We start from the raw sequence: 22,800 nt of genomic DNA, 5'->3' as shown, positions 1-22,800 counted from the left end.
CTCACCGTTCGGCGAGGAGGCGGTGCAGCCAGTTCGCGCGGGTGCGCCTCGCTTGGCGCGAGAGCGCGGCCTCGGGGGTCCAGGCGTCGAAGGCGTGCGCGCCGCCCTGCCAGATGTGCAGTTCGGCGCTGCCTCCGGCCGCCCAGATGCGGCGGGCGTACTCGACGTCCTCGTCCCGGAACGTCTCGGCGGAGCCCGCGTCGATGTACGTCGGCGGGAGTCCACTGAGGTCGGACGCGCGGGCCGGGGAGGCGTAGGCGGGGACGTCGCCGCGGGGCCGGGGGCCGAGGTAGGCGGACCATCCGGTCTCGTTGGCGGTCCGGTCCCAGACCCCGGCGCCCGCCATCTGGAGGGCTGAGCCGGTGTCGTTGCGGTCGTCGAGCATGGGGCAGACGAGGATCTGCCCCAGCAGGTCCGGTCCGGCGAGGTCGCGGGAGAGCAGGGCGGCCGCGGCCGCGAGGCCGCCCCCGGCGCTGACGCCGCCGACGACGATGCGGCCGGGGTCGAGTCCGAGCGCGGGCGCGTTCGCGGCGATCCATTGCAGCCCTGCGTACACGTCCTCGACGGCGGCCGGGTACCGGTGCTCCGGGGCCAGCCGGTACTCGACGGACGCGACGGCCATGCCGGCGCCGGAGGCGAGTTCGGCGGCGACCGGGAGGTCGTCGAGCGCGCTGCCGGAGACGAGGCCGCCGCCGTGCACGTGGTAGAGGACGGGCCAGGGTCCGGGCCGGTCCCTCGGCCGGAGCAGCACGAGGCCGGGCGAGGCTCCGGTGCGCGGGTCGTGCGCCCGGTGGCGGCTGAGGCGGAACTCGCCGCCGCGGTCGATGTCGTGCTCGGTCGGCGCGGCGGCGCCCGCGCGCAGGTGCGGGATCTCGTCGGGGCGCAGGCTCGTCCACAGGTCCGCGCGCTGGGCCAGCGCCCGTTCGATCTCGGGGGCGAAGGGCGGGCGGGTCGGGGCGGTCATCCCTTCAGCGACCCTTGGAGCAGGGCCGAGACGAACTTGCGCTGGAAGATCAGGAACACGATCAGCGTCGGCGTCAGGATGAGCAGCGACCCTGCGCACAGCAGCGGGATGTCGGTGCCGTACCTGCCTTGGAACGCGCCCAGGGCCCCGGCTATGGTCCGCTGGGCCGGGTCGGCCACGAGGACGATCGCGAGGAGGAACTGGTTCCACGTCCACAGGAACAGCAGGATCGCGAGCGAGGATATCGCCGGGACCGAGAGCGGGACGTGGATGCGCCAGAACAGGTGCCAGGTGGTGGCCCCGTCGACGTGCGCGGCCTCCGACAGCTCCCTGGGGATCGTGGCGAAGTTCGCGCGCATCCAGGTGACCGCGAAGGGCATGAACAGGCCGATGAGCGGCAGGATGATCGCCCAGCGGGTGTTGAGGATGCCGAGGTCGCGGATCTGGAAGTACAGCGGCGTGATGATCCCCTCGAAGGGGAGCGTCAGGCCGAGGATGAAGACGACGAACATGACCCGGGAGCCGGGCGGCCTGAGGTGCCCGAGGGCGAACCCGGCGAGGGTCGCCAGGAGGACCGCGGCGGGGACGACGCCCAGTTCGATGAGGAGGCTGGAGCCGAGCAGGCGGAACATGTCCGCCGACTGGAAGGCGAGGGCGAAGTTGTCCCAGTGCGGGGTCTCGGGCCATTCGATGCCCTGCGGGTAGGTGCCCGGCTCGTGGAGGGCGGTGACGAAGATGCTGGCGAAGGGCATCAGCGTGACCAGCATCAGCACGACGAGTATGACGCGGCCGATGACTTTCTCGCGGCGGGAGACGATCACGATTCACGTCCTCGGAGGAGTCGCTGGAGCGGCAGGACGACGGCGATGACCAGCGCCATCAGGACGATGCTGAACGCGGAGGCCGTGCCGATCTCGCGCTCGAAGAAGGCGAGGTAGAAGATCTGGAGCCCCGGCACCAGGGTGCTGTCGCCCGGCCCGCCCTGGGTGGCGACGTAGACGATGTCGAAGCTGGCGAGCGCGGAGATGACGGTGACCGTGACGCACACGGCGATCTCCTGGCGCACACCGGGAAGCGTGATCGAGAAGAACTCGCGCACGGGTCCCGCGCCGTCGATGCGGGCCGCTTCGTAGAGCGAGGCGTCGATCCGCGTCATGCCCGCGAGGATGAGCACCAGGCACAGGCCCACCTGCACCCACGCGCCGATGACGCCGACCGCGGGGAGGGCGGTGTCGAAGTCCCCCAGCCACGCGCGGGTGGCGGCGTCGAGTCCGACGGCGCGGAGGAGCTGGTTGACGAGGCCGTCGCTCGACAGCTGCCAGCTCCAGATGATCCCGGCGGCGACCAGCGGGATCACCTGCGGGATGAAGAGCACGGTCCGCGCGGCGGCCGCCAGGCGGCTCGCGGCGATGGACCTGATGAGGTTGGCGGCGAAGAGCGCGATCGCGACGGGGACGACGCTGAAGTACAGGATCAGCTCGAACGCGTTCCCGATCGCGCCCACGAGTTTGGGTTCGCTCAGGACCGCGACGTAGTTGTCGAGGCCCGCCCAGGTCGCGGTCGTGACGCCGTTCCAGTCGTAGAGCGAGTACTGCGCCGAGGCGACGATGGGCCGCAGCACGAAGAACGCGTAGAAGATCGCGGCCGGGGCGAGGAGCGCGTAGGCGAGGAGGCTGCCGCCGACGCGGCGGCGGCGGGCGCGGCCGCCCGGGCGCGGGCGGGCGGTCCCGCCGGGCCCGGGCGGCGACGCGGTGGACGCGGGTGCGGCCATCTAGTCACCGACCTGCGATTCGTAGTCGGCCTGCACCGCTTCGAGCAGGCCCGCGGGCGTCTGCTCCCCCGCGACGAGCTTCTGGAGGTTGGGCGTCCAGCTCTGGGCGTAGATCGCGCCGGTGGCGTTGGCGATGAAGTCCATCGACCCGTTCGCCTCGCTGATGGTCGCGCCCGCGGCGAGGGTCGCGGCGGTGACGGAGCCTTCGGCGACGTCGGGCATGAAGCCGTCGGCGGGGCCCATCGGGTGCGAGCCGCCGGTCTCGACCTCGATGGTGCGCGCCTGCTCGTCGGTCGCGGCCCAGTTCAGGAAGAACGCGGCGCACTCGGCGTGCTCGGCGGTGGCGGCGATCCCGTAGGTGGCCGGGGCCGACATGGCGCCGATCGCGCCGCCGGCCTCCAGCGGGGGCATCAGGAAGAAGCCCGCGCCGCCGGGCATCTGCGCGTCGAGGTTGCCCGACTCCCAGTCGCCGTTGAACATGAACAGCGACTCGCCGTTGACGAAGCGGCTCATCATCTGCGCGTAGTCGATCGAGTTGACGTCGTCGGCGAAGTAGCCCTCCTCGATCCACCCGGCGAGGTGCTCGGCGGCGGCGAGGTTCTCGGGCGTGTCGATGTCGGCGCCGGGCTTCTGGTAGATCCAGTCGTTGACGGCGGCGGTGTCGCCGTACGAGGCCATGAGGGCCTGGAGCGGGAACGCGAGGCCCCCGGTGGCGCCTCCGTTGAACTGCGAGACGGGGGTGATGCCCGCGTCGCGGGCGGCGGCGAGGTAGCCGTCGAACTCCGCGAGGGTCGCGGGCGGCTCGGTCATCCCGATCTGCGCGCCGAGCTCCTTGTTGTAGAAGACCCCGGTCATCGAGTAGCCGAGGCCCATCGCGTAGAGCGGGCCCTCGCCGCGGCTCCCGTCCTCGCCGACGCGCATCTGCTCCAGCTGCGAGGCGGGCCAGGCGTCCCAGCCGAACGCCTCCGCGTATGGGTCGAGGTCGAGGAGGAGCCCGTCGGAGGCGAGCTCGGACATCTGGGGCAGGCGCATGAGGTCGGGCGGGGAGTCCTGGAGGGTCCGCGGCGCGTTCTGCGTGATGACGGCGAACTGGTCTTCGCGGATGTCGAACGTGACGTTCGGGTACTGGCGCGTGAACTCCTCGGCGAGCGCGCCCGGCAGCGGGAAGCCCGTCTCGAAGTAGGCGCTGAGCACGACCGCGTCGTCGCCGCAGGTGGGGTCGCCGGTCAGCGGGGCCGAGGCGTCATCGCCGCCGTCGCTGCCGGGAGGGGCGCAGGCGGCGAGGCCGATGGCGGAGGCGAAGGCGACGCCTGAGACGGCCAGAGCGCGCCGGCGGGACCTGCTCGTGCGAGACATCGTTGTCCCCTTTCATCCATGTCTTGGAGGGATCGGCGGATGAACCGTCGAGCTAAACCGAGTTAGCAACGCTTATACTGCGAGACGGAGCTGCGTTTGTCAACTCCCCGCAGACCCCGACGTACGGAAGGACCCCACGTGCACCAGAAGCGAGTCACCCTCGCCGACGTCGCCAAGGCCGCTGGCGTGTCGCGCACGACCGCATCGCTGGTCCTGTCGGACCGCGGCGACGAGCTGCGGATCTCCGAGCCCGTCCAGCGCCGGGTGCGCCAGGTCGCCGTCGAGCTGGCGTACCGCCCCAACGCGGCGTCGCAGGTCCTGCGGACCGGCCTCAGCCGCACCTTCGGCTTCATCTCCGACACGGTGGCGACGTCCCAGCTCGCGGGCGACATGATCAAGGGCGCGCTCGAAGGCGCGCGGCGGCACGACCACATGCTCTTCATCGGCGAGTCCGAAGGGTCCGAGGACGAGCAGGCCCGCCTCATCCAGGCCATGGTGGACCGGCAGGTCGACGGGATCGTCATCGCCTCCATGTTCACGCGCGAGCGCCCGGTCCCCAGTGGAGTCGGCCGCCCCCTCGTGTTCCTCAACACCGTCCCCGCGGAGGCCGGGGCGCAGGTCCCCGTCGTCATACCCGACGAGGTCGGCGCGGGCCGCGCCGCCGCGCGCGCCCTGCTCGACGCGGGCCACCGGAGGGTCCACCTCATCGGCGCGGGCCCCACGCCCGAGGACGTGCCGCCGCTGACCATCGCCGGGCGGGAGCGCCTGGAGGGCATCCTCCTCGAACTCGACGGCGCCGGGCTCAAGCCCGCGAGCGGCCGCAGGTGCGGCATCTGGCTGCCCGAGGACGGCTGGCGGGCGACGACGGCGCTCCTGGAGTCAGGCGTCGAAAACGGGGCGATCCTCTGCTTCAACGACCGCCTGGCCCTCGGCGCCTACCAGGCGATCCAGGAAGCCGGATTCCATGTGCCCCAGGACTTCTCCGTGGTCTCCTTCGACGACCACCAGCTCGCGGGCTGGCTCCGGCCCGGCCTCACCACCGTCGCCCTCCCCCACTACGAGCTCGGCCGCAGGGCCGTCGAAGCACTCCTCGCCCCCGCACCCGCCACCGGGTTCGAACGCGTCCCCATGCCCCTGCGCGAACGCGGCTCGATCGCCGCCCCCTGACCCGTCCGGCGACCGGCGGCGGAGTGCCTTCGCGGCTGTTTCAGGCGATCGTGGCAGTGATCCGGTCCGCTTGGGCTGCGAGGTCGCCGAGGTAGGCGTCGGCGTCCTCTGGGGACTGGCGGGTCGGGTCGATCCAGCAGAAGACCGAGACGGTGAGGCGGCCGGTCACGAAGGTGATCTGGCGCTTCTGGGGCTCCTCGCCCGAGCCCTGGACGTACAGGAAGGCCGACTCCCCGACGCCGTCGAAGTCGGCGAGGGTGTCGGCGTGCTCGGTCCACCAGGACTTCTCGTCGAGCCAGAACTGGGCGGCCGAGTCGGCGTCGGTCCAGGCGTCCACGGCGAGGCCGCCGCCGTCCGCGCCGTCGTGGGACCACGTGCAGGTGAGGTTGCCGATGCCGCCGGAGCCGTAGCCGTCGGCCGTCGAGGCGGCGGGCGCGGTCCCGAAGAGGGTCGCGTACCCGTCGGTGCCGAACTCCGCGCACGTCTCGTCGGCGAGCACGTCGCCCGTGCCGCCGCCCCCGGCGGGGTCCATGCGCCACAAGGTGACCAGGACGGTCGCGAGCACGACCGCGACGACGGCGACCACCGCGCCGCCGACCGCCCACAGGTGCCGCCGCGTCCGCGGCGGCGGAGGAGGAAGCGGGGACGGGGCGCTCCAGACGGCCCTTCCTGGCGGCATCATGCGGGGTTCCCTGCGGTCGTCGCGGTGGGCGCCGGATCGGGGTCGAGGCGCTCGGGCGGCGTCCCGGGCCCGGCCGCGGTCCATTGAACCGGGCGGAGGGCCGGGCGGGAAGGACCCGTTGGAATCGGTTGGAATCGGGGGCGCAGGGGCGTGCGCCGGGCCCGATCGAATTGCGGCTCAGGCAGGTCCCGCGCCGGCGGCGGGGGCGTCGAGTTTGGCGCGGACGTCGTCGGCGGCGGCGTGGCCGAGGTCCTCGAAGAGCGCGAGCGACTCGGTCCAGGCGGCGCGTGCGGCGGCGCGGTCGCCCGCGTCGGCGTGGACGTCGCCGATGCGGTCGAGGGTGCCCGCGGTCTCGAAGGGGCGGCCGAGAGCCCGGAACTCGGCGTTGGCGCGGCGGTACTCGGCGATCGCGGCGTCGTGCTCGCCGCGGGCGTGGCGGATGTAGCCGAGGGTGTCGAGGGTGAGCGCGGCCTTGCCGCGGTCGCCGAGCTTCTCGAAGACGGCGAGGGCCTGGAGGCACGGCTCGACGGCCTCGTCGGCGCGGCCGAGGTGGGCGAGGTGCCAGCCGATCTCGTTGAGGGCGCGGCCCTCGCCGCCGAGGAAGCCGCGGCCGCGGTCGATGGCGAGCGCCGTCTCGGCGCAGGCGAGGGCGGCGGCGTGGTCGCCGACGTGCTCCTCGATGGCGGCGAGGCTGTGGAGGACGGCCGCCTGGCCCGCGGCGTCGGCGTCGTCGCGGTGGAGGTCGAGGGCGCGGCGCAGGTGGGCGCGGGCCTCGTCGATGCGGCCGTCGCGGATCGCCGGGTGGGCGACGAAGCGGTGGCTGCGGGCGATCGCCTCGGCGTCGCCCGCGCGCTCGGAGGCCGCCAGGGAGCGGTGGGCGAGCTCGATCTGGCGGTTCCACTGGCCGCGGTCGCCGAGGGCGTTCGCGGCGGCCCAGGCGAGCTGCCAGACGTCGGCGTCGAAGCCCGCGTCGGCGGCGTGCGCGGCCCCGGCGAGGAGCCCTTCGAGTTCGTCCTCGATCCACGCCGCGGCGGTGTCGTAGTCGTGGAAGGACTCGGGCGCGACGCCGGGGGCCAAGGGGTGCAGGGTGATCGGGTCGCGGCCGGGTTCGGCGGCCATGGTGGCGGCGAGGCCGCTGGAGCGCCAGTGGTCGAGGCCGCGGCCGACGGCGGCGCGGCGGTCCTCGGCGGTCTCGTGGCGCTCGGTGAGGGCGGCGGCGTGCTCGCGGAGGAGGTCGTGGAAGGCGTACCGGCCGCGGTCGTCGAGGGCGAGGAGGTTGGCCTGCGCGAGCTCGGACAGGAGCGTGCGGGCGCGGTCGAGGGGTTCGGCGACGACGCTGGCGGCCCACGCGGGCGCGAAGTCGGGCGCGCGGTGCAGGCCCAGGAGGCGGTAGGCGCGCTGCGCGCCGGGGCTGAGCTGGCGGTGCGAGTGGTCGAGGGTGGGGGTGACGGCGGTGGCGGGGTCGTCGGGTCCGGTCGCCAAGGCCCCCAGGGCGAGTGCGGCGGTGTAGTCGGCGAGCGGGGTGCGCCGCGGGTGGTGGTGGGTGAGGTAGTTCGCGGCGGCGATCTGGAGGGCGAGCGGGAGGCGGCCGCAGCGGTCGGCGAGGGCCTGGACGTCGGCGTCGGCGACGTCCTTGGTGGCGAGGCGGCCGAGGAGGTCGCGCAGGAGGGCGGCGGCCTCGGTTGCGGTGAGGGCGTCGAGGTCGAGGCGGGCGAGGCCGGGGCTGGTGACGTCGAGGCCGGGGAGGCGGCCGCGGCTGGTGACGAGCGCGAGGCAGCCGGGCGCGGCGGGCAGGAGCGGGCGCACCTGGGCCTCGGCGTGGGCGTTGTCGAGCACGAGGAGCACGCGGCGGTCGGCGAGCATCCGCTGGTACAGGGCCGCTTGGGCTTCGGGGTCGGCGGGGAGGCGGCGGGGGTCGGCGCCGAGCTGGAAGAGCAGGCGCAGGCGGGCGGTGGCGGCGTCGACGGGGGCCCCGGCGCTGTAGCCGTGCAGGTCGAGGTGGAGGCAGCCGTCGGTGTAGGTGGCGCGGGCGAGCGCCGATCGGGCCCACTGGACGGCCAGGGCGGTCTTGCCGACGCCGCCGATGCCGGTGACCAGGACCAGGGCGGCCCGGTCGGCGAGGGCGCGGTCGAGGCGGCGCAGGGCCGCGCGGCGGCCGGTGAAGGAGCGGTTGGCGGCGGGCAGCGCGCGGGCGTCCCAGGCGGCGGGGTCCTCGACGCGAAGGGAGGTGCCGGTGAGGCGGCGGCGGACCTCGTCGAGCTGGACGCGCTGGTGGGTGCCCAGGCCCAGCGCGGGGTTGGACAGGAGCAGGTCGAACCGGTCGGGCTCGTCGGCGGCGGGCGGGGCGGGGAGGTGCAGCCCCTTGAGCCAGTTGTAGACCGTGCTCATCGAGACGTGCTCGGTGGACGAGGCGAGGTCGCGGACGGTGAGCCCGGAGTCGGCGATGCGGGCGCGCAGCCACGCGCCGAGCTTCACGGGCGTGTCGAGGTGGTCGAACTCCCCCGCGGCCGCGGGCGGGCGGTGCCCGGCGGCGGCGAGCCAGCCGCGGACCTGCGGCGCGCCGACGTGCAGGTCGCGGGCGACCTCGTCGGCGGTGAGGCGGTGGTGCTCCATGTGCGCGGCGAGCCAGGCCGCGAGCCGGGCGGCGGTGTCGGCAGGGGGCATGCGTCCTCGCTTCCGGTGCTGGCGTTCCAACGTATTCCAGCCGTGCCTTCCCTTCAACCGCAATGGAGGGTTGGATCGGGGCGTCGGAGCGCGCGGGCCCACCGGGGCCCGGGCCCGCCGCCCCGACGCCGCGGCTCCCGCGGTCTCAGGTGCGGCGCAGGCCGTCGATGAGGAGCTGCACGATGCCGTCGGCCTCGGCGCGGTGATCGGAGTGGACGGACGCGACGCCGATGCCGTGGAGCGCGAGCATCAGCGTGCCGACCGGGATGTCGCCGCGGAGGAGGCCCTGCTCGACGCCGCGGTCGAGGATCGCGGCGACCGCGCCCTCCATCAGCCGTCCCTTGTCGGACAGGTCGCCCCCGGCGGCCTCGGAGACGGCGAAGAAGGTCCGCGCGAGGCCCCGGTGGCCGTACATGTGGTCGACCATCTCGCGGAGGAAGGCCGCCAGCGCCTCGTCGGGCGGCCTGGTCTCCAGCAGGTGGCGCGCCCGGTCGCGGAGCGCGACCACCTCCTCCTCGAACACGGAGGCGATGAGCGCGTTGCGGTTCGGGAAGTGGCGGTAGAGGGTCCCCGCCCCGACGCCGGCGCGGCGGGCGACGTCCTCGAACGGGGCGTCGGCCTGGGCTTCGGCGAAGATCTCGCGCGCGGCGCGCACCAGGGCGTCGCGGTTGCGCCGCGCGTCGGCGCGGATCGGCTTGGGAGCGTTCATGGTCCTCCGACTTGACAAGCGGAGATCGTCTCCGTATCTTTCAAACGGGGATCATCTCCGTTTCGTCTATCGTACAGGGGCAGCATGAAGATCCTGATGTTCGGCAGGGGCGTCATCGCCTCCGTCTACGGCTGGGCGCTCGCGGGCGCGGGCCACGACGTCGAGTTCTACGTGCGGCCCGGGCGCGCGGGCGCCTACGGGGAGTCGATGGCGATCGACCTCATCGACGCCCGCCGGAAGGGCCGCGACCGGCGGGTCCGCGAGACGTGGTCGCCGCGGTACCGCGAGGACCTCGCGCCGGACCACGACTTCGACCTCATCGTCCTCAGCGTCCCCCACCACCGGCTTCCCGAGGCGGTCGACTTCCTCTCGACCCGCATCGGGGACGCGACGCTGCTCATGTTCAGCAACATGTGGGAGGAGCCCCTCGACGTCGCCGCCCCGCTGCCGCTCGCGCAGCTCGCGTGGGGCTTCCCGCAGGGAGGCGGCGGCTGGGACGAGGCGGGCCGCCTGCGCGCGGCCCTGATCCCCGGCGTCCTGTTCGGGACGTTCAACGAGGCGCTGACGGCCCGCGAACTCGCGGTGCGCGGCGCGTTCCGCGAGGCCGGGTTCCGGGTCCGCGAGAAGGCCGACATCCGCGGCTGGCTCCTGATCCACACCGCCGCCGACGCGAGCCTCTACTCGCAGGCGCTCCAGCGCGGAGCGATGGCCGACCTCATCGGGGACACCGCCGCGCTGCGGGAGGCGATGCTCGCCGGTCGCGAGCTGCTCCCGGTGGTCGAGGCCCGCGGCGTGGATCTGCGCCTGCACCGCCCGACGACGCTCATGTTCCGGATGCCCTCCCGGCTGTCGGCCACCGCGCTCGCCACCGCGGTCAAGCACGTCCCCCTCGCCCGCCGCGCCTTCGAGGTGCACGACGACCCCGCCGCCGAAGAACCCCTCGTCGTGTGCCGCGACGTGCTCGCCGAAGCCCGGCGTCTCGGCATCCCGACCCCGAGGCTCGCCGCCGCGGCTCCCGCGTTCGCGCCGAACCGAAGCGCCTGACGCGGACGGCGGGGAGGGACCGGACGCTCAGAGCTTGTACCCGCCGGAGACCTCGATGCTCTGGGCCGTGATCCAGCGGGACTCCTCGGAGCAGAGCGCGGCGATGGCCAGGCCGATGTCGTCGGGCTCGCCGACGCGGCCGAGCGCGGTGTCCGCGGCGAGCGGCCCGGCCAGTTCGGGGAAGCGCTCGAACGCGTTGCCGCCCAGGCGGGTCCGCGTCGGCCCGGGGGCGACCGCGTTCACGCGGATGCCCCGGGGGCTGAACTCCTTGGCCATGAACCGGGTCAGCACGATCAGGCCGCCCTTGAGCGACCCGTACACCGAGTACCCGGGCGCCATCTCCGAAGCGGTGGCGCTGCTGCTGGTGGTGTTCACGATCGCGCCGCCGTCCTCGATGAGCGGCAGGAGCGCCTGCGTGAGGAAGTACGGGCCCTTGAGCAGGACGCGCGTGAGGTCGTCGAAGAGCGCTTCGCTCGTGTCCTCGAAGCTCGCCGCCTGCGCCTGGCCGCCGTTGTTCACCAGCGCCCCGACGCCGGTGGCGTTCCAGGTCTGGGCGAGCGCCTCCGCGACGCGGCCTTTGAAGGCGGGAAAGTCCGCGCTCGCGCCGAGGTCGAGGTGCAGGGCGACGGCGGTGCCGCCGACGGCCTCGACCTCGGCGACGGTCTCCAGGCCGCGCTCCCGGCTCCCGGCGTAGGTGGCGATGACGCCCCATCCGCGCTCGGCGAGCTTGACGGCGGCACTGCGGCCGATCCCGGAACTGGCGCCGGTGACGATCGCGACAGACATGATGGCACTCCCTTGAGGATGGTGGACGGTCCCGCCGCCGGGGGCTTTCCCGGCGGCCCGTGTGCTTCAAGCAAAGCAGCGGGAGCGGGGGCCGAGCAGGCGGAAACCGGCCGGTCCTTGCACGATCCTGCTTTCCTCGGCACTCCGTGGACGCCGCGGGACGCCCGGAGTGCTTCAATCGAGGCATGGCCCTCGACGAGCTGCACCGCCTGATCCTGCGCCACGCGCGCGAGGACGCCACCACGGCGATCGACGGCGTCCTGCTGTCCGTGGTGACCGCCTCGGCCCCGCCCGCCACGTACCCGACGGGCACCTGCCTGGCGCTGATCACCCAGGGCGCGAAGCGGATCGCGCTCGGCGACCGCAGCTTCGACTACCGCGCGGGCCAGTACCTGGTGGCCTCGGTCGACCTGCCGGTGACCGGCCAGTTCGTGGAGGCGAGCCGGGCAGTGCCCGCCGTCGGGTTCGGGCTCGCCCTGCGCCCGTCCGCGATCGCCGCGCTGCTCCTGGAGCACGCCGACGCGCTCCCGCCCTCCGGGGGCGGCGCCCCGCCCGGCCTCGCCGTCAGCGACGCCTCCCCCGAGCTCATCGACGCCGCCGTCCGCATGGTGCGGCTCCTGGAGCGCCCGCGGGACCGCCCCGTCCTCGCCCCGATGATCGAACGCGAGATCCTCTGGCTGCTCATGACCGGCGAGCAGGGCGCGGCCGTGCGCCAGCTCGGCCTCGGCGACTCCAGCCTCGCGCACGTCGGCCGGGTCGCCCGCTGGATCCGCGAGCACCACGCCGAACGGCTCCGCGTCGAGGACCTCGCCCGCATGGCCCGGCTGAGCACCTCGGCGTTCCACCGCAGCTTCCGCGCCGTCACCACCATGACCCCCATCCAGTTCCAGAAGCAGATCCGCCTCGACCAGGCCCGCCTCATGCTCGCGACCCGCGACGCCGACATCGCCCGCACCGGCCTGGCCGTCGGCTACGACAGCCCCTCCCAGTTCAGCCGCGACTACCGCCGCCGCTTCGGCAGCCCTCCGAGTGAAGACGCCGCACGGCTCCGCGCGGCGCACACCGCCGGCCGGTGACCGCTAGGCAGGCGGACGCCCGGTCTCGGTTCGGCGCCGGTGGAGGAGGTTCCACAGGTTCGGGCCGAGCTGGGACAGGATGAACTGGCGGGTGGCTTCGGCGGCGGTGCCGAAGTCGCGGAAGCCGCGGTCGCGGGCCGCGGCGGTGCGCGCCTCGGGGGTCGCATCGGTCAGGCGCCAGAGCTGCTGGAGGTAGTGGCGGACGGCGCCGGTGTCCAGTCGGTCGAGGTCGATGCCGAGGGCGGCGGCGCGGTCGTTGGCCGCGTAGGCCCGGGCGACGGCGTCCAGGACGGCGGGATCGGGGGCCGCCGCGGGCCGGTCGCGGCCGGGCCAGGTGGGGCCGGAGGCGGCGGTGCGGACGAGGAGGCGCGCCAGGGCCTCTCCGGGGTCCAAGGCGGCGTTCTCGGCGGGGGTGAGCCAGTGCAGCCGCTGGTCGGCGGTGAGGTCGTCGAGGCGGAGGCCGTCGGCCGCGTCCGCGATCCAGGCGAGGACGCGGGCGCGCCACCACTGCGGGTAGTCGGCGTCGAAGATCTGGCGGTACTGGCGCTGCGCCAGCGTCGAGATGCGCCGCGTGCCGTGGACGGGTCCCGTGTGGCGGTCGGTCCACTCCGCCAGGTGCTCGGTCCGCCATTCTCGGTCGATCCAAGCGCCCGGGTCGGTCGGCGCGAACGCGCCCTCGGCGAGGAGGCGCAGCGCGGTGAGGGCGTCGCGGCGCTTGGCGCCGTCGGGGTGCTCGGAGAGCCAGGCGCGGAACGCGGCGCTGCCGGGGGCCTCCAGCCGCGCGAGGAGCCGGGGGCTGCGCTCGGTGTAGTGGACGCCGCGGAGGGCGGCGGCGATGGCGGCGCGTTCGGCGCCGTCGATGGCGCCAGCCCGGTGGGCGGCGCGGAGCTGGGACTCCATGTCCGCCATCGCGATCGAGAGCTGCTCGACCTCGGGGCCCTGCGTGTGGGTCACGGCCACGTCGGCGTCGGCGTCGGTGCGGCCGTCCTTGTAGCTCCGGTAGACCTCGCCGACGCCGATCATGCCGTAGACGTCGAGCTCGGCCGCGCGCAGCGCGCCCATGCTGGAGCAGCCGACGACGACGGCGCCGGCCCCCATGAGCGCGAGGATCTCCTTGTGGCGCACCGAGGCCGACTGGTGGAACACGCCGTCGACGATGAGGACGCGGTCGCCGGGACCGGCGTCGAGGCGCAGCGCGTCGCCGTGGCGGATCGGCGGGTGCACGACGGCCGCGGGCAGCAGTGCGCGGACCTCGGCCGCGCCGAGGGTGGGGCCGCAGAAGACGTGCACGGTCACCGGCTACTCCGGACGGGGAAGGTCATGGCGGGACAGGAAGGCGAGACCCGGGCTCAGGGTCTTCACGACCGCGAAGTCCCCGGCCGCGTCGGGCCGGGTCAGGTCCACGCGCATCGGGGCGGTCCCGGTGGCGGCGGTGACCAGCTCGACCAGACGGGCCAGCTCCTCGGCGTCGGTGTCGGCGGACTCCCCCGGCTCTTCGGACCACGGGGCCAGCGCGAGATCGGCGCGCGGGGGCCGGGCCGTCTCGCGCCGGTAGACACGGGGGTCGAGGTCGTCGCGGGTGCCGGCGATGAACGTCAGGCGGGACTGGGCGGCCTCCGTGACGGCCCGGGACAGCGCGATCGCGGGGGACGTGTGCGCGCCCGCCCCGCCGAACATCGCGCCCATGTCGGGCATCCAGAGCGAGCACGTGAAGCACCTGACGGGACGCCAGCGTTCGAGGGACGCGTCGGCGATCTCCAGTCGGCCGCCCGCCGAGCGGATGCGCCCGATGAGGTCGGCGCAGTGCGGATCGGTCACGGAGGCCGGGTCCACGAGGACGCGCTCGCCGACCGGCCGCGGGGCCAGCGCGGCGGTGCAGTCGCGTTCGATCTGCTCGTACAGCGCGTGGACGGTGGCTTCGGCGACGGTGTTCCCCGAGGCGAGCCCGTTGGAGCTGGAGGAGAGGTGGTGGCCGCGCCAGGCCGTGCCGGTCATGCCGATGCGCACCGACTCGCGCGGGACGAGGGTGCGGCCGCCGGTGAGGATCTCGGCGGCGATCCAGTCGAGGCGGGTGCGGTCGGTGAGGAGGCTGCCCTCCACCTGCTCCAGGTCGGTCACGGCGTACGGCAGGTCCAGTTCGGACGCGGCGGTCCCCTGCGGGTCCGCGTGCGGCACGGCGTGCTCGGCGTGCCACAGCTCGACGGCCTCCATGGCGGCGGAGACGCGGGCGTGGGCAAGGGTCGCGCCTTTGCCTTGGGAGACCGACAGGGTCGCGGCCAGGGGCCGCACCGACATGACCACCGGGATGCCGATGACGTCGAGTCCGGTCACGTCGGCGAGGCGGGTGATCCCGTACTCGCCCAGGCGGGGGGTGATGCGCGCCAGGGTGTCGAGCGGGTCCCGGGTCCGGCGGGTCCCGGCGAACGTCCTCAATTGCGGCACAGGGGTCTCCTGGGGAGGCGCCGCGCCCGTGGCACGGGGAGTCCACGGGCGCGGCGGTTCGGCGCGAAGCGTCGCTCAGTTGTAGGCGGGGGCTTCGTCGTGGGTGTGGGCCCACTGGGAGATGGCGTGGACGACGCCGTCGCCGGGGTCGGCGGCGGGGGCGCCGGTTGCGGGGCCGCCCTCGGCGTCGGCGGCGCCGATGAGGCGGCCGATGAACTGGTCGGTGATCTCCACCTGCGGCTGGGTCTTCATGACTTGGCTGCTCCGATGCGACGGGAAGGAGTGGACGGTGGCGGGTTGCTAGAGCCCGTACTGGTAGTAGAGCTTCCAGACGACGCCGCCCTGGGGGCCGGTGCCCTGCTCGCACCACGCGACGATGTTGAGGTCGGGGTCGCTGACGAGGTCGCGGCGGACCTCCTGGCACTTGGCGTACTGCTTGTAGGTGCCGAAGAGGATGGCCTGGATCGTGTACTCGCCGTCGGTGGTCGAGGCCGTCTCGGTCTGGGCGGCGGCCGGGGCCGCCGACGCGGTGCCCGCGACGGCGAGTCCGGTGAGGGTGGCCGCCATCGCGAACCCGGCGACCATCGCCGCGCCCCGTCGCACGTTGGCTTTGAGCGCACTGTTCATGGTCATCTCGTTCCTTTCGCTGCGGCCCTCGGCGTCACCGGTGTGGCGCAAGGGGCCGTGTTCCGACACTGGGACCAGTCTGGCGGCGGGAGGCGACCCGTTCAAGGCGGGAGACCGGCGGTGCGGCGGCAGGAATCGGCGGCGCCGGAGCGGCTAGGCGGGGAGGGCGAGGTCGGCGAGCATGGGTTCGGTGGGCTGCGGGGAGCCGCCCGCGGGCTCGTTGGTGAGACCCACGACCTCGGTGTCGCCCAGGCCGTCGATGAGCATGGTCGCCGAGGTGTCGCCGGGGTCCATGACGCCCGCGGAGACCTGGCCGGAGGGGTCGACGAGCCAGACCTGGTAGGAGCGGTCGTCGCCGATCGCGGCGAGGTCGGAGACCACGACGACGGCCTGGTCGAGGGCGGCGGAGAAGAGGACGGTGACGCGGCCGCCGCCCTCCGCCTGCTGGACCGAGACGGCGGCGTCGGGGGCTTCGAGGACCGCGGTCATCTCGGACTCGGCGAGGGGCGCGTCGGCGGTGCGCATGACCTGCCAGGTGGCGACGACGCCGAGGAAGGCGGCGGCGAGCGCGAGGGCGGCCGCGCCGAGGGCGAGGCGCACGCGCGGGGCGCGGCGGGTGCGGCGCGGGCGGCGGCGCGGTTCTGGGGCGGTGTCCTGGCCGGTGCGGCGGGTCTCGGCGAGGACGCGGTCGCGCAGTCCGGGCGGCGGCTCGGTGAGCAGGACGTCGGAGAGGCGCCCGGCGGCCTCGCGGAGCTCGACCGCCTCGGCGGCGCAGGACGCGCATTCGCGGAGGTGGGCCTCGACGCGGCGGCGCTCGTCGTCGTCGACGGCGTTCAGGGCCCAGGCGCCGATGAGGGAGTGGACGTCGTCGCTCACCGGGACGCCTCCAGGCAGTCGCGCAGTTTCCCGAGCCCGTCGCGGATGCGGGTCTTGACGGTCGGCACGGCGGTGTCCAGGAGCGCGGCGACCTGTCGGTACGTGTACCCGCCGTAGTAGGCGAGGGTGACGGCGCGGTGCTGGAGGTCGGTGAGGGCCTTGAGGCAGCGGCGCACCTGGCGGTGCTCGATGCGCTGCGCGGCGGCGTCGCCGACGGGGTCCATGAGGGACTCGGGCGGTTCGGCGGCGGCCCGGCGCTCGCGGTCGCGGTCGGCCTGGGAGGCGCGGACGCGGTCGACGGCGCGGCGGTGGGCGATGGTGGCGATCCAGGAGGTGGCCGAGCCGAGCCGGTCGTCGTAGCGGGAGGCGGTGCGCCAGATCTCGACCAGGACCTCCTGGGCGACCTCCTCGGCCTGGGCGCGGTCGCGCAGGACGCGCAGGCAGATGCCGTACACGCGCGGGGAGACGAGGTCGTAGAGCTCGGTGAACGCCTCGTCCTCGCCGCTTGCGGAGCGCGTGAGCAGGGACGCGGCCGAGACGGTGTCAGTCACGGCGCCGTCCGGGGCGCCGCGGGAGTGCGCGGGGCGCCCGCGCGATGTCGGCGTGTGCGTGCACGTTGCGTCCTCCGTCCCGGCGAGCCCTCAGCGTATCGGCCCGCACGGCGCCGTCGGCGGCGACGTGCGCTCACACCGCGATCAGGACCGCCGCGACGGCGCAGGCGGCGGCGAACCCGGCCGCGTGCGGCAGGAACGGCCGCGGGGCGCGGACGCCGTGGCGGGCCAGGATCACCATGTCCCCCAGCGGGATCACCGCGAGCGCGAACACGACGAGCCCGGCGGTGGGGGCGGGCGAGGTGCAGGCGACGGCGATCACGGCCGCGCCCGCGGCGATGTCGCGCCAGGCCGCGGCAGCGGCCCAGGCCCGGGTCTCGGGCGTCGTGGCGAGGATGCCGTAGGAGCGCGAGGCGCGCTCGGGCGCGACGGCGGCGGCGACGCCGAGGGCGACGAACGCGGCCCCCAGGGCGGCCGCCGCCCACAGGGCGATCGGCGCGGCGGTGTCCATGGTGCTCTCCTTCGGGTCAGGCGCCGCGGGCCGCGGCGATGAGGAGGAGCGTCACCGCGAAGCCCGCTATCTGATTGAGCCACAGGAACCGGCGCCAGCCCCGCGTCGACTCCCCCGCGCGCGCGTCCGGCACGGACCGGTAGGGCCACACCGAGGCGATGTAGAGCAGCACGAGCGGCGCGGCGAGCGGGCCGGGCCAGGGGGTGAGGAGGACGGCGGCCCCGGCGGCGGCGTAGCAGGCGACCGCGAAGCGGACCGTGGCCGCCGCGCCCCACCAGGTGGCGATCGAGGCGATCCCGGCCTCGCGGTCGGAGGGCACGTCCTGGACGGCCCCGAACGCGTGCGAGGCGACCCCCCACAGGCCGAACGCGACGAGCACGGAGGTCGTGGCGGCGGTCCACGGCGCGCCCGCGAGCACGACCGCGTAGGCGGCCGGGGACCAGAAGTGGGCGCTGGAGGTGACCGAGTCGGCGAGCGGGACCTCCTTGAGCCGCAAGGGAGGTGCGGAGTAGAAGACCACCAGGAGCATCGAGGCGGCGAGGACGAGGTTGGCCGCGGCCGAGCCGATCGCGAAGAGGTACGCCAGGAACGGCGCGCACGCGAGGGCCGCGGCGGCGAGCGTGACGCGGTGGAACCGGCGGTCGAGGACGGCGCCGTGCGCGCCGCCCTTGCGGGGGCTGCGCAGGTCCGACTCGTAGTCGAACACGTCGTTGACGCCGTACATCGCGAGGTTGTACGGCACCAGGAAGAACAGGGCGCCGACGACGAACGCGGCGTCCACCGCGCCCGCCGTCATCAGCCAGGCCGCCCCGAACGGGTAGGCGGTGTTGATCCAGCTCACCGGGCGCGAGGCGATGAGGAGCTGCGCGGCGGTGCTCCGGGCGGTCAGGACGGTCATCGGCGGCGCCGTTCGGGTAGGAGGACGAGGATCGCGGGCACCGCGAACGCGGCGCTCAGCGGGTAGGCGAAGTCCTCGATCGGCGCGAGGCCGACCTTGACTCCGATGAGGTGGGACTCGGGGTAGGTGAACAGGCCCGCGGCGATCATCGCGTTGTCGAACACCGCGGTGAGCCCGAGCAGGACCAAGGCGGCGACCGCCGAGGCGGCCATCCGCCGCCCGAAGCGGGGCCGCCGGGCGCTGAGGAGCGTCAGGGCCGCGGCGGCGGCCAGGAACGGCAGGCACAGGAGCGCGTACGTCACCGGGCCTCCTTCCCGGGCCGCAGCGCGACCGCCCATACCACGACGGCGAGATAGCTCAGGAACGCCAGGAAGAACGGCTCCTCCAGTGGCAGGTGCGGGGCGAGGTCGATCCCGAGGAGGAGGTCCGAGCCGCCCTTGACGAAGACGCCCGCGGCGATGCCGACCGCGTCCCACAGCAGGAAGAAGACGGTCCCGGCGGCGACGGCGAGCAGCGTGCGGCGCGGGGACCGGAACGCGGCCAGGCGGAAGCGCCGGTCGAGGGCGGCGACGCCCGCGGCGCTGGCGAGGATCGCCAGGAGGTACAGGCCGGGCATGTCAGGCGGCCCCGGGTTCGGGGAGCGGGCCGGGCGAGCGGTCGCCGCGCACCCGTTTGAGGACGAGCTCGGCCGAGATCAGGCACATCGGCAGGCCGATGCCCGGCAGGGCCGAGGCCCCCGCGTAGTACAGGCCCCGCACCTTGCGGGAGGCGTTGCGGGGCCGGAAGACCGCGCTCTGGCGGAGCGTGTGCTCCAGGCCGAGGGCGTTGCCGCGCCAGGCGTTCAGGTCGGCGGCGAAGTCGCCGGGGGCGACGGTGCGGCGCACCGCGACGCGCTCGGGCAGGTCCGCGACGCCGCACCACTTCGCGATCTGCGCGATGACGCGGTCGGCGGCGGCCTCGACGCCGGGGTCGCCGCCGCGGCCCAGGCCGGGGTCGGCGGGGACCGGGACGAGGACGAACAGGTTCTCGCTGCCGGGCGGGGCGGCGGTCGGGTCGGTGGCGCTGGGGCGGCACACGTAGATCGAGGCGGGGTCGGGGATGCGGGGGCGGCGCCCGAAGACCGCGTCGAAGTTCGCCTCCCAGTCGCGGGTGAACAGCAGGTTGTGGTGGGCGAGCTGCGGGAGCGCGCCGTCGACGCCGAGCATGAGCAGGAGCGCGCCCGGCCCCGGGGAGCGCCGCCGCCACCAGGACTCGGGGTAGGTGCGCTCGCCCCCGCCCAGGAGCGCGGTCTCGGTGTGGTGCAGGTCGGCGGTGGAGACGACGAGGTCGGCGTCGAGTTCGCCGCCGTCGGCGAGGCGGACGCCGCGCGCGTTCCCGCCGCGGGTGAGGATGCGCGCGACGCCCGCGCCGGTCTCGATCTTCGCGCCCGCGGCCGCGGCGAGGCGCTCGACCGCGGCGATGACGCTCGTGAACCCGCCCATCGGGTACAGGACGCCGTCGGCGAGGTCGAGGTGGCTCATGAGGTGGTACAGGCTCGGGGCCCGGTACGGGGAGCTGCCGAGGAACACCGCCGGGTAGCCGAGGATCTGGCGCAGCCGCCGGTCGGTGAAGCGGCGCTCGACGTGGGCGGCGAGGGAGCGGGTGAGCAGCGGGACGAGGCCGGGCAGGCGCCGCAGCAGGGCGGGGTCGCGCAGGCCCGCGGTCGTCTCGTAGGTGTCGTAGAGGAAGCGGCCCACGGCCAGCTCGTACGCGTCGCGGGCGGAGTCCAGGTAGGACCCCAGGCGCGGGCCTGCGCCGGTCTCGATCCGCTCGAACAGCGCGGTCGCCTGCTCGCGGCCGGAGACCACGTCGACCGGCCCGGCCCCGGGCGGCTCGAAGTGGGCGCGGAACGCCGGGGCGAGCCGCACCAGGTCGAGTTCCCTTGCGGCCGTGGTGCCCATGAGGCGGAAGTAGTGCTCGAAGACCTCCGGCATGAGGTACCAGCTCGGGCCGGTGTCGAAGCGGAAGCCGCCGTGCTCCCAGGACCCGGCGCGGCCGCCGGTCGCGTCGCGGGCCTCCAGCACCGTGACGTCGTGGCCGTCGGCCGCGAGCAGGCCCGCCGCCGCCAGCCCCGAGATGCCCGCGCCGATGACGACCGCCTTCATGCGGCGCCTCCCCGCTGGGTCGGGACGAGCGAGACCTTCGCGGCGATGACCGCCTTGCGCCAGTTGGAGACCCGGACCCGGCCGGTGCCGTCGTCCTCGCGCAGCCGCGCGGCGAGCGCCGCGAACAGGCCGTGCGCGGCGGCGACGGCGCGGCGGCAGTCCTTGGGCAGCAGCGGGATGCACGCGCGGGCCGCGCGCAGGTCGCGGTCGACGCGGTCGAGGACGGCCGCGCGGGCGTCCGGGGCGTCGCCGACGCCGAGGTAGTCGCGGCCCAGGCGGGTGCGGTCGTGGTCGGCGTCGCGCAGGAAGTTGATCTCCTGGAACGCCGCGCCGAGCCGCCGCGCGCCCTCGGCCACGAGCGGGTCGGCGGGGTCGGTGCCGGGGCGCCCGGCGTTGCGGAACACCTGGAGGCACATGAGGCCGACCGCCTCGGCCGAGCCGTACACGTACCGGCGCAGCGACCGGTCGTCGTGCTCGGTGACGTCGAGGTCGGCGCGCATTGACGCGAAGAAGGGCCGCACCAGGTCCGGGCCGATGCCGCACTCGCGCGCGGTGAGCGCGAAGGCGTGGACGACGAGGTTGGCGCTGAAGCCCTCCTCGATCGCCAGGAGCGTGTGCGCCTCGAAGTCGTCGAGCACGTGGCGGGTGGCGGCCGGGTCGAGCCCGGCGGCCGCGGCGGGGCCGTCCACGATTTCGTCGGCGACGCGCACGAGCGCGTAGACGGCGCGCACGTGCGGGCGCACCCGCGGGCCCAGGAGGCGGCAGGCGAGGCCGAACGAGGTCGAGTACGCGGCGATGACCTCGGCGGCCGCGCGCATCGCGGTGCGGTGGTAGAGGTCGAGTCCGTCGGGGTCGTTCACGGCGTGCGCTCCTCGATGGCGTCGGTGAGGTTCCCGAGCATCCGCTTGGACGCCTCGGGGACGGGGGCGCGGGACCAGCGCTCGCGCGCGGCCTCCAGGGTCTCGTCGATGAGGGCGTGGACCCGCTTGCGGGCCCCGCAGGCGTCGAGGGCCTCGCGGGCGGCCCGCACCCCGTCGGGCCCGGTGGGGGCCAGCGCGAGCGCGGCCTCCACTTCGGGCCAGGAGCCGCTCTGGCGGGCCATCGCGATGAGCGCGGTGTGCTTGCCTTCGCGCAGGTCCGCGCCGGGGGCGCGGCCCGCCTGGCCCGCGGTGCCGAACGCGCCGATGAGGTCGTCGGCGAGCTGGAACGCGAGGCCGAGGGCGCGTCCGGCCGCGCCGAGCGCGTCGACGGCGGCGTCGGGGGCGCCGGCGAGGATCGCGCCGGCCTGGAGCGGGGCGCCGATGGAGTAGACGGCGGTCTTGTCGCGGGCGGCGGCGAGCACGGCTTCGGGGGCGGGCGGGACGGGGAGGGTCGCGTACTCGACGTCGGCGAGTTCTCCTGCGGCGGAGTAGAGGATGACGTCGTCGAGGAGGTCGAGGAGCCTGGCGCGGGGCCCGGCGGGGAGGTCGGCGGCGGCGATGAGGCGCACGGCCTCGTAGAGCAGGACGTCGCCGACGAGGATCGCGGCGGCGTCGCCGTAGCGGGCGGCGCGGGCGGCCGGGGTCCCGGCCGCGCGGGCTCCGGCGCGGAAGAGGCCGGAGGCGTTGGGGCGGCCGCGGCGCTCGGTGTCGCCGTCGATGACGTCGTCGTGGACGACGAAGGCGGTGTGCAGCAGCTCGAATCCGGCGGCGACGTCGGCGACCGCGGCGTCGGCGACGCCCCTGCCGCCGAAGGCGAGGTGGGACTCGGCGACCAGGCGCGGGCGGAACCGCTTCCCGCCGGAGGCGGCGTCGCGGGCGGCTTCGGCGAGGACGGCCGCGCGGGCGTCGCGGGCGCGGCCCTGCGCGACGAGGCGCCGGAGGGCGCGGTCGACGGCGTCGTCCACGGCGCTGTCGGCGGTCTGTGCGTCGGGGAGGGTCATCACGGTTCACCTTCGGGGCGCAGGAGGTCCAGGCCGGGGGCCTGGAGGACGAGCCAGGGGCTGAAGGCCCAGGGCGCGGCCGCGACGGCGGCGGCGAGGTCGCGCGGCTCGGTCCAGGCGGTGTCCATGACCTCGGCCGGGTCGGGGCGGACGGGTCCGGCGGCGGTCGCGGTGTAGACGGGGCAGATCTCGTGCTCGACGATCCCGGCGGGGTCGACGGCCCGGTAGCGGAAGCCGGGGATCGCGGGCGCGACGTCGGCGACCCGCAGGCCGAGTTCGCGGTCGGCGTGGCGCGCGATGGCGTCCTCGAAGGACTCGCCGGGCCGCGGGTGGCCGCAGAACGCGTTGGTCCACACGCCGGGCCAGGCGGTCTTGGCGAGGGAGCGGCGGGTGACGAGCACCCTCCCGTCGGGTCCGGTGACGTGGCAGGAGAACGCGAGGTGGAGCGGGGTCGCGCCGGTGTGGACCGTCGCCTTCGGTGCGGTCCCGATCGCGTTCCCGGCCTCGTCGAGGAGGATCACGGCGTCGCCCATGGCGTCCGTCCTCTCCCCGCGTCCCGTGCCGCGCTTGCGTCCATGACTCATGTCCTCTCCTGGATCTTGAGCACCCAT

25 protein-coding genes are annotated in these 22,800 nt (G+C 74.9%); 3 read left to right on the top strand and 22 right to left on the bottom strand.

The genetic code is table 11. The features are described 5' to 3' along the window. Window position 1 precedes the first annotated feature (1 nt). Genes ACFFXY_RS09760 through ACFFXY_RS09745 form a run of 4 tightly spaced genes read right to left on the bottom strand, consistent with a single transcriptional unit; the run spans window position 2 to window position 4,091 of the window. A complete protein-coding gene (locus ACFFXY_RS09760) occupies window positions 2–964 on the bottom strand; it encodes an alpha/beta hydrolase (RefSeq protein ID WP_382349064.1) in 963 nt (320 codons plus the stop codon). Beyond that, window positions 961–1,785: a carbohydrate ABC transporter permease gene (locus tag ACFFXY_RS09755; protein WP_382349061.1), complete on the bottom strand. Its 825-nt coding sequence runs from the start codon at window positions 1,783–1,785 to the stop codon at window positions 961–963. The genes ACFFXY_RS09760 and ACFFXY_RS09755 overlap by 4 nt, the downstream gene beginning before the upstream one ends. Beyond that, window positions 1,782–2,735 carry a carbohydrate ABC transporter permease gene (locus ACFFXY_RS09750; RefSeq protein WP_382349058.1) on the bottom strand — a complete coding sequence of 318 codons (954 nt, stop codon included), beginning with the start codon at window positions 2,733–2,735 and terminating at the stop codon, window positions 1,782–1,784. The genes ACFFXY_RS09755 and ACFFXY_RS09750 overlap by 4 nt, the downstream gene beginning before the upstream one ends. Then, entirely contained in the window at window positions 2,736–4,091 is a 1,356-nt protein-coding gene (locus ACFFXY_RS09745) for an ABC transporter substrate-binding protein (RefSeq protein ID WP_382349055.1), read from the bottom strand. Window positions 4,092–4,229: 138 nt separating this feature from the next. Between ACFFXY_RS09745 and ACFFXY_RS09740 the strand changes: the two genes are divergently transcribed. Beyond that, window positions 4,230–5,258, top strand: a complete 1,029-nt coding sequence (locus ACFFXY_RS09740; RefSeq protein WP_382349052.1) for a LacI family DNA-binding transcriptional regulator — start codon at window positions 4,230–4,232, stop codon at window positions 5,256–5,258. 40 nt (window positions 5,259–5,298) lie between these two features. On the opposite strand, the gene ACFFXY_RS09735 is transcribed toward ACFFXY_RS09740, so the two are convergent. The 3 genes from ACFFXY_RS09735 to ACFFXY_RS09725 form a co-directional block, all read right to left on the bottom strand. After that, window positions 5,299–5,940, bottom strand: a complete 642-nt coding sequence (locus ACFFXY_RS09735; protein WP_382349050.1) for a hypothetical protein — start codon at window positions 5,938–5,940, stop codon at window positions 5,299–5,301. Between the two features lie 177 nt (window positions 5,941–6,117). Beyond that, the gene (locus ACFFXY_RS09730; protein WP_382349048.1) at window positions 6,118–8,604 is read right to left on the bottom strand and encodes a tetratricopeptide repeat protein; all 2,487 of its coding nucleotides are present in this window, start codon (window positions 8,602–8,604) and stop codon (window positions 6,118–6,120) included. Window positions 8,605–8,749: 145 nt separating this feature from the next. Continuing rightward, complete coding sequence (locus ACFFXY_RS09725) at window positions 8,750–9,313, bottom strand: TetR/AcrR family transcriptional regulator (protein ID WP_382349046.1); 564 nt, start codon at window positions 9,311–9,313, stop codon at window positions 8,750–8,752. Between the two features lie 84 nt (window positions 9,314–9,397). Between ACFFXY_RS09725 and ACFFXY_RS09720 the strand changes: the two genes are divergently transcribed. After that, window positions 9,398–10,357, top strand: coding sequence for a ketopantoate reductase family protein (locus tag ACFFXY_RS09720; RefSeq protein WP_382349043.1), 960 nt, complete (start codon window positions 9,398–9,400; stop codon window positions 10,355–10,357). 27 nt (window positions 10,358–10,384) lie between these two features. Here the strand turns inward: ACFFXY_RS09720 and ACFFXY_RS09715 are convergent, their stop codons facing one another. Further along, window positions 10,385–11,143, bottom strand: a complete 759-nt coding sequence (locus tag ACFFXY_RS09715) for an SDR family NAD(P)-dependent oxidoreductase (protein WP_382349041.1) — start codon at window positions 11,141–11,143, stop codon at window positions 10,385–10,387. A 185-nt stretch (window positions 11,144–11,328) separates the two neighbouring features. Here ACFFXY_RS09715 and ACFFXY_RS09710 point away from each other — a divergent pair, with 185 nt between their 5' ends. Continuing rightward, on the top strand, window positions 11,329–12,219 hold the full coding sequence (locus ACFFXY_RS09710) for an AraC family transcriptional regulator (RefSeq protein WP_382349038.1): 891 nt from the start codon (window positions 11,329–11,331) through the stop codon (window positions 12,217–12,219). A 3-nt stretch (window positions 12,220–12,222) separates the two neighbouring features. Here the strand turns inward: ACFFXY_RS09710 and ACFFXY_RS09705 are convergent, their stop codons facing one another. The 14 genes from ACFFXY_RS09705 to idi all read right to left on the bottom strand — a co-directional run bounded on the left by ACFFXY_RS09705 (window position 12,223) and on the right by idi (window position 22,773). Beyond that, the gene (locus ACFFXY_RS09705; protein ID WP_382349036.1) at window positions 12,223–13,515 is read right to left on the bottom strand and encodes a TfuA-like protein; all 1,293 of its coding nucleotides are present in this window, start codon (window positions 13,513–13,515) and stop codon (window positions 12,223–12,225) included. Between the two features lie 3 nt (window positions 13,516–13,518). Further along, complete coding sequence (locus tag ACFFXY_RS09700) at window positions 13,519–14,661, bottom strand: YcaO-like family protein (RefSeq protein WP_382349034.1); 1,143 nt, start codon at window positions 14,659–14,661, stop codon at window positions 13,519–13,521. A 75-nt stretch (window positions 14,662–14,736) separates the two neighbouring features. Beyond that, a complete protein-coding gene (locus ACFFXY_RS09695) occupies window positions 14,737–14,913 on the bottom strand; it encodes a hypothetical protein (protein WP_382349031.1) in 177 nt (58 codons plus the stop codon). A gap of 48 nt (window positions 14,914–14,961) precedes the next feature. Continuing rightward, window positions 14,962–15,294 (bottom strand): hypothetical protein, encoded by a 333-nt coding sequence (locus tag ACFFXY_RS09690; RefSeq protein WP_382349028.1) that lies wholly within the window; start codon window positions 15,292–15,294, stop codon window positions 14,962–14,964. Window positions 15,295–15,441: 147 nt separating this feature from the next. Next, window positions 15,442–16,164 carry an anti-sigma factor gene (locus ACFFXY_RS09685; protein ID WP_382349025.1) on the bottom strand — a complete coding sequence of 241 codons (723 nt, stop codon included), beginning with the start codon at window positions 16,162–16,164 and terminating at the stop codon, window positions 15,442–15,444. After that, on the bottom strand, window positions 16,161–16,715 hold the full coding sequence (sigK, locus tag ACFFXY_RS09680; RefSeq protein ID WP_382349022.1) for an ECF RNA polymerase sigma factor SigK: 555 nt from the start codon (window positions 16,713–16,715) through the stop codon (window positions 16,161–16,163). The genes ACFFXY_RS09685 and sigK overlap by 4 nt, the downstream gene beginning before the upstream one ends. A gap of 133 nt (window positions 16,716–16,848) precedes the next feature. After that, window positions 16,849–17,226 (bottom strand): DUF4267 domain-containing protein, encoded by a 378-nt coding sequence (locus tag ACFFXY_RS09675; protein WP_382349019.1) that lies wholly within the window; start codon window positions 17,224–17,226, stop codon window positions 16,849–16,851. A 16-nt stretch (window positions 17,227–17,242) separates the two neighbouring features. Continuing rightward, window positions 17,243–18,124, bottom strand: a complete 882-nt coding sequence (locus ACFFXY_RS09670) for a prenyltransferase (protein WP_382349016.1) — start codon at window positions 18,122–18,124, stop codon at window positions 17,243–17,245. After that, window positions 18,121–18,426 carry a lycopene cyclase domain-containing protein gene (locus ACFFXY_RS09665; protein ID WP_382349013.1) on the bottom strand — a complete coding sequence of 102 codons (306 nt, stop codon included), beginning with the start codon at window positions 18,424–18,426 and terminating at the stop codon, window positions 18,121–18,123. Before ACFFXY_RS09665 ends, ACFFXY_RS09670 begins: the two co-directional genes overlap by 4 nt. Continuing rightward, entirely contained in the window at window positions 18,423–18,740 is a 318-nt protein-coding gene (locus ACFFXY_RS09660; protein WP_382349010.1) for a lycopene cyclase domain-containing protein, read from the bottom strand. Before ACFFXY_RS09660 ends, ACFFXY_RS09665 begins: the two co-directional genes overlap by 4 nt. 1 nt (window position 18,741) lies before the next feature. Then, complete coding sequence (gene crtI, locus ACFFXY_RS09655; protein WP_382349007.1) at window positions 18,742–20,268, bottom strand: phytoene desaturase family protein; 1,527 nt, start codon at window positions 20,266–20,268, stop codon at window positions 18,742–18,744. After that, a complete protein-coding gene (locus ACFFXY_RS09650; protein WP_382349006.1) occupies window positions 20,265–21,128 on the bottom strand; it encodes a phytoene/squalene synthase family protein in 864 nt (287 codons plus the stop codon). The genes crtI and ACFFXY_RS09650 overlap by 4 nt, the downstream gene beginning before the upstream one ends. Continuing rightward, window positions 21,125–22,189 carry a polyprenyl synthetase family protein gene (locus ACFFXY_RS09645; protein WP_382349003.1) on the bottom strand — a complete coding sequence of 355 codons (1,065 nt, stop codon included), beginning with the start codon at window positions 22,187–22,189 and terminating at the stop codon, window positions 21,125–21,127. The genes ACFFXY_RS09650 and ACFFXY_RS09645 overlap by 4 nt, the downstream gene beginning before the upstream one ends. Beyond that, window positions 22,189–22,773, bottom strand: a complete 585-nt coding sequence (gene idi / locus ACFFXY_RS09640; RefSeq protein WP_382349000.1) for an isopentenyl-diphosphate Delta-isomerase — start codon at window positions 22,771–22,773, stop codon at window positions 22,189–22,191. Before idi ends, ACFFXY_RS09645 begins: the two co-directional genes overlap by 1 nt. Window positions 22,774–22,800: the final 27 nt, after the last annotated feature.

This window comes from Glycomyces mayteni, assembly GCF_042428885.1.
Classification (GTDB): Bacteria; Actinomycetota; Actinomycetes; order Mycobacteriales; family Micromonosporaceae; genus Glycomyces; species Glycomyces mayteni.
The sequence above is the reverse complement of the archived record's forward strand: the minus strand, read 5'-3'. Positions and strand labels throughout refer to the sequence as shown.

What these genes read in the sequence shown, in the direction of transcription:
- ACFFXY_RS09760 (WP_382349064.1), bottom strand. Translation starts at nt 964, where the DNA reads ATGACCGCCCCGACCCGCCCGCCCTTCGCCCCCGAGATCGAACGGGCG.
- ACFFXY_RS09750 (WP_382349058.1), bottom strand. Translation starts at nt 2,735, where the DNA reads ATGGCCGCACCCGCGTCCACCGCGTCGCCGCCCGGGCCCGGCGGGACC.
- ACFFXY_RS09745 (WP_382349055.1), bottom strand. Translation starts at nt 4,091, where the DNA reads ATGTCTCGCACGAGCAGGTCCCGCCGGCGCGCTCTGGCCGTCTCAGGC.
- ACFFXY_RS09735 (WP_382349050.1), bottom strand. Translation starts at nt 5,940, where the DNA reads ATGATGCCGCCAGGAAGGGCCGTCTGGAGCGCCCCGTCCCCGCTTCCT.
- ACFFXY_RS09730 (WP_382349048.1), bottom strand. Translation starts at nt 8,604, where the DNA reads ATGCCCCCTGCCGACACCGCCGCCCGGCTCGCGGCCTGGCTCGCCGCG.
- ACFFXY_RS09725 (WP_382349046.1), bottom strand. Translation starts at nt 9,313, where the DNA reads ATGAACGCTCCCAAGCCGATCCGCGCCGACGCGCGGCGCAACCGCGAC.
- ACFFXY_RS09720 (WP_382349043.1), top strand. Translation starts at nt 9,398, where the DNA reads ATGAAGATCCTGATGTTCGGCAGGGGCGTCATCGCCTCCGTCTACGGC.
- ACFFXY_RS09715 (WP_382349041.1), bottom strand. Translation starts at nt 11,143, where the DNA reads ATGTCTGTCGCGATCGTCACCGGCGCCAGTTCCGGGATCGGCCGCAGT.
- ACFFXY_RS09710 (WP_382349038.1), top strand. Translation starts at nt 11,329, where the DNA reads ATGGCCCTCGACGAGCTGCACCGCCTGATCCTGCGCCACGCGCGCGAG.
- ACFFXY_RS09695 (WP_382349031.1), bottom strand. Translation starts at nt 14,913, where the DNA reads ATGAAGACCCAGCCGCAGGTGGAGATCACCGACCAGTTCATCGGCCGC.
- ACFFXY_RS09690 (WP_382349028.1), bottom strand. Translation starts at nt 15,294, where the DNA reads ATGACCATGAACAGTGCGCTCAAAGCCAACGTGCGACGGGGCGCGGCG.
- ACFFXY_RS09675 (WP_382349019.1), bottom strand. Translation starts at nt 17,226, where the DNA reads ATGGACACCGCCGCGCCGATCGCCCTGTGGGCGGCGGCCGCCCTGGGG.
- ACFFXY_RS09670 (WP_382349016.1), bottom strand. Translation starts at nt 18,124, where the DNA reads ATGACCGTCCTGACCGCCCGGAGCACCGCCGCGCAGCTCCTCATCGCC.
- ACFFXY_RS09660 (WP_382349010.1), bottom strand. Translation starts at nt 18,740, where the DNA reads ATGCCCGGCCTGTACCTCCTGGCGATCCTCGCCAGCGCCGCGGGCGTC.
- crtI (WP_382349007.1), bottom strand. Translation starts at nt 20,268, where the DNA reads ATGAAGGCGGTCGTCATCGGCGCGGGCATCTCGGGGCTGGCGGCGGCG.
- ACFFXY_RS09645 (WP_382349003.1), bottom strand. Translation starts at nt 22,189, where the DNA reads ATGACCCTCCCCGACGCACAGACCGCCGACAGCGCCGTGGACGACGCC.
- idi (WP_382349000.1), bottom strand. Translation starts at nt 22,773, where the DNA reads ATGAGTCATGGACGCAAGCGCGGCACGGGACGCGGGGAGAGGACGGAC.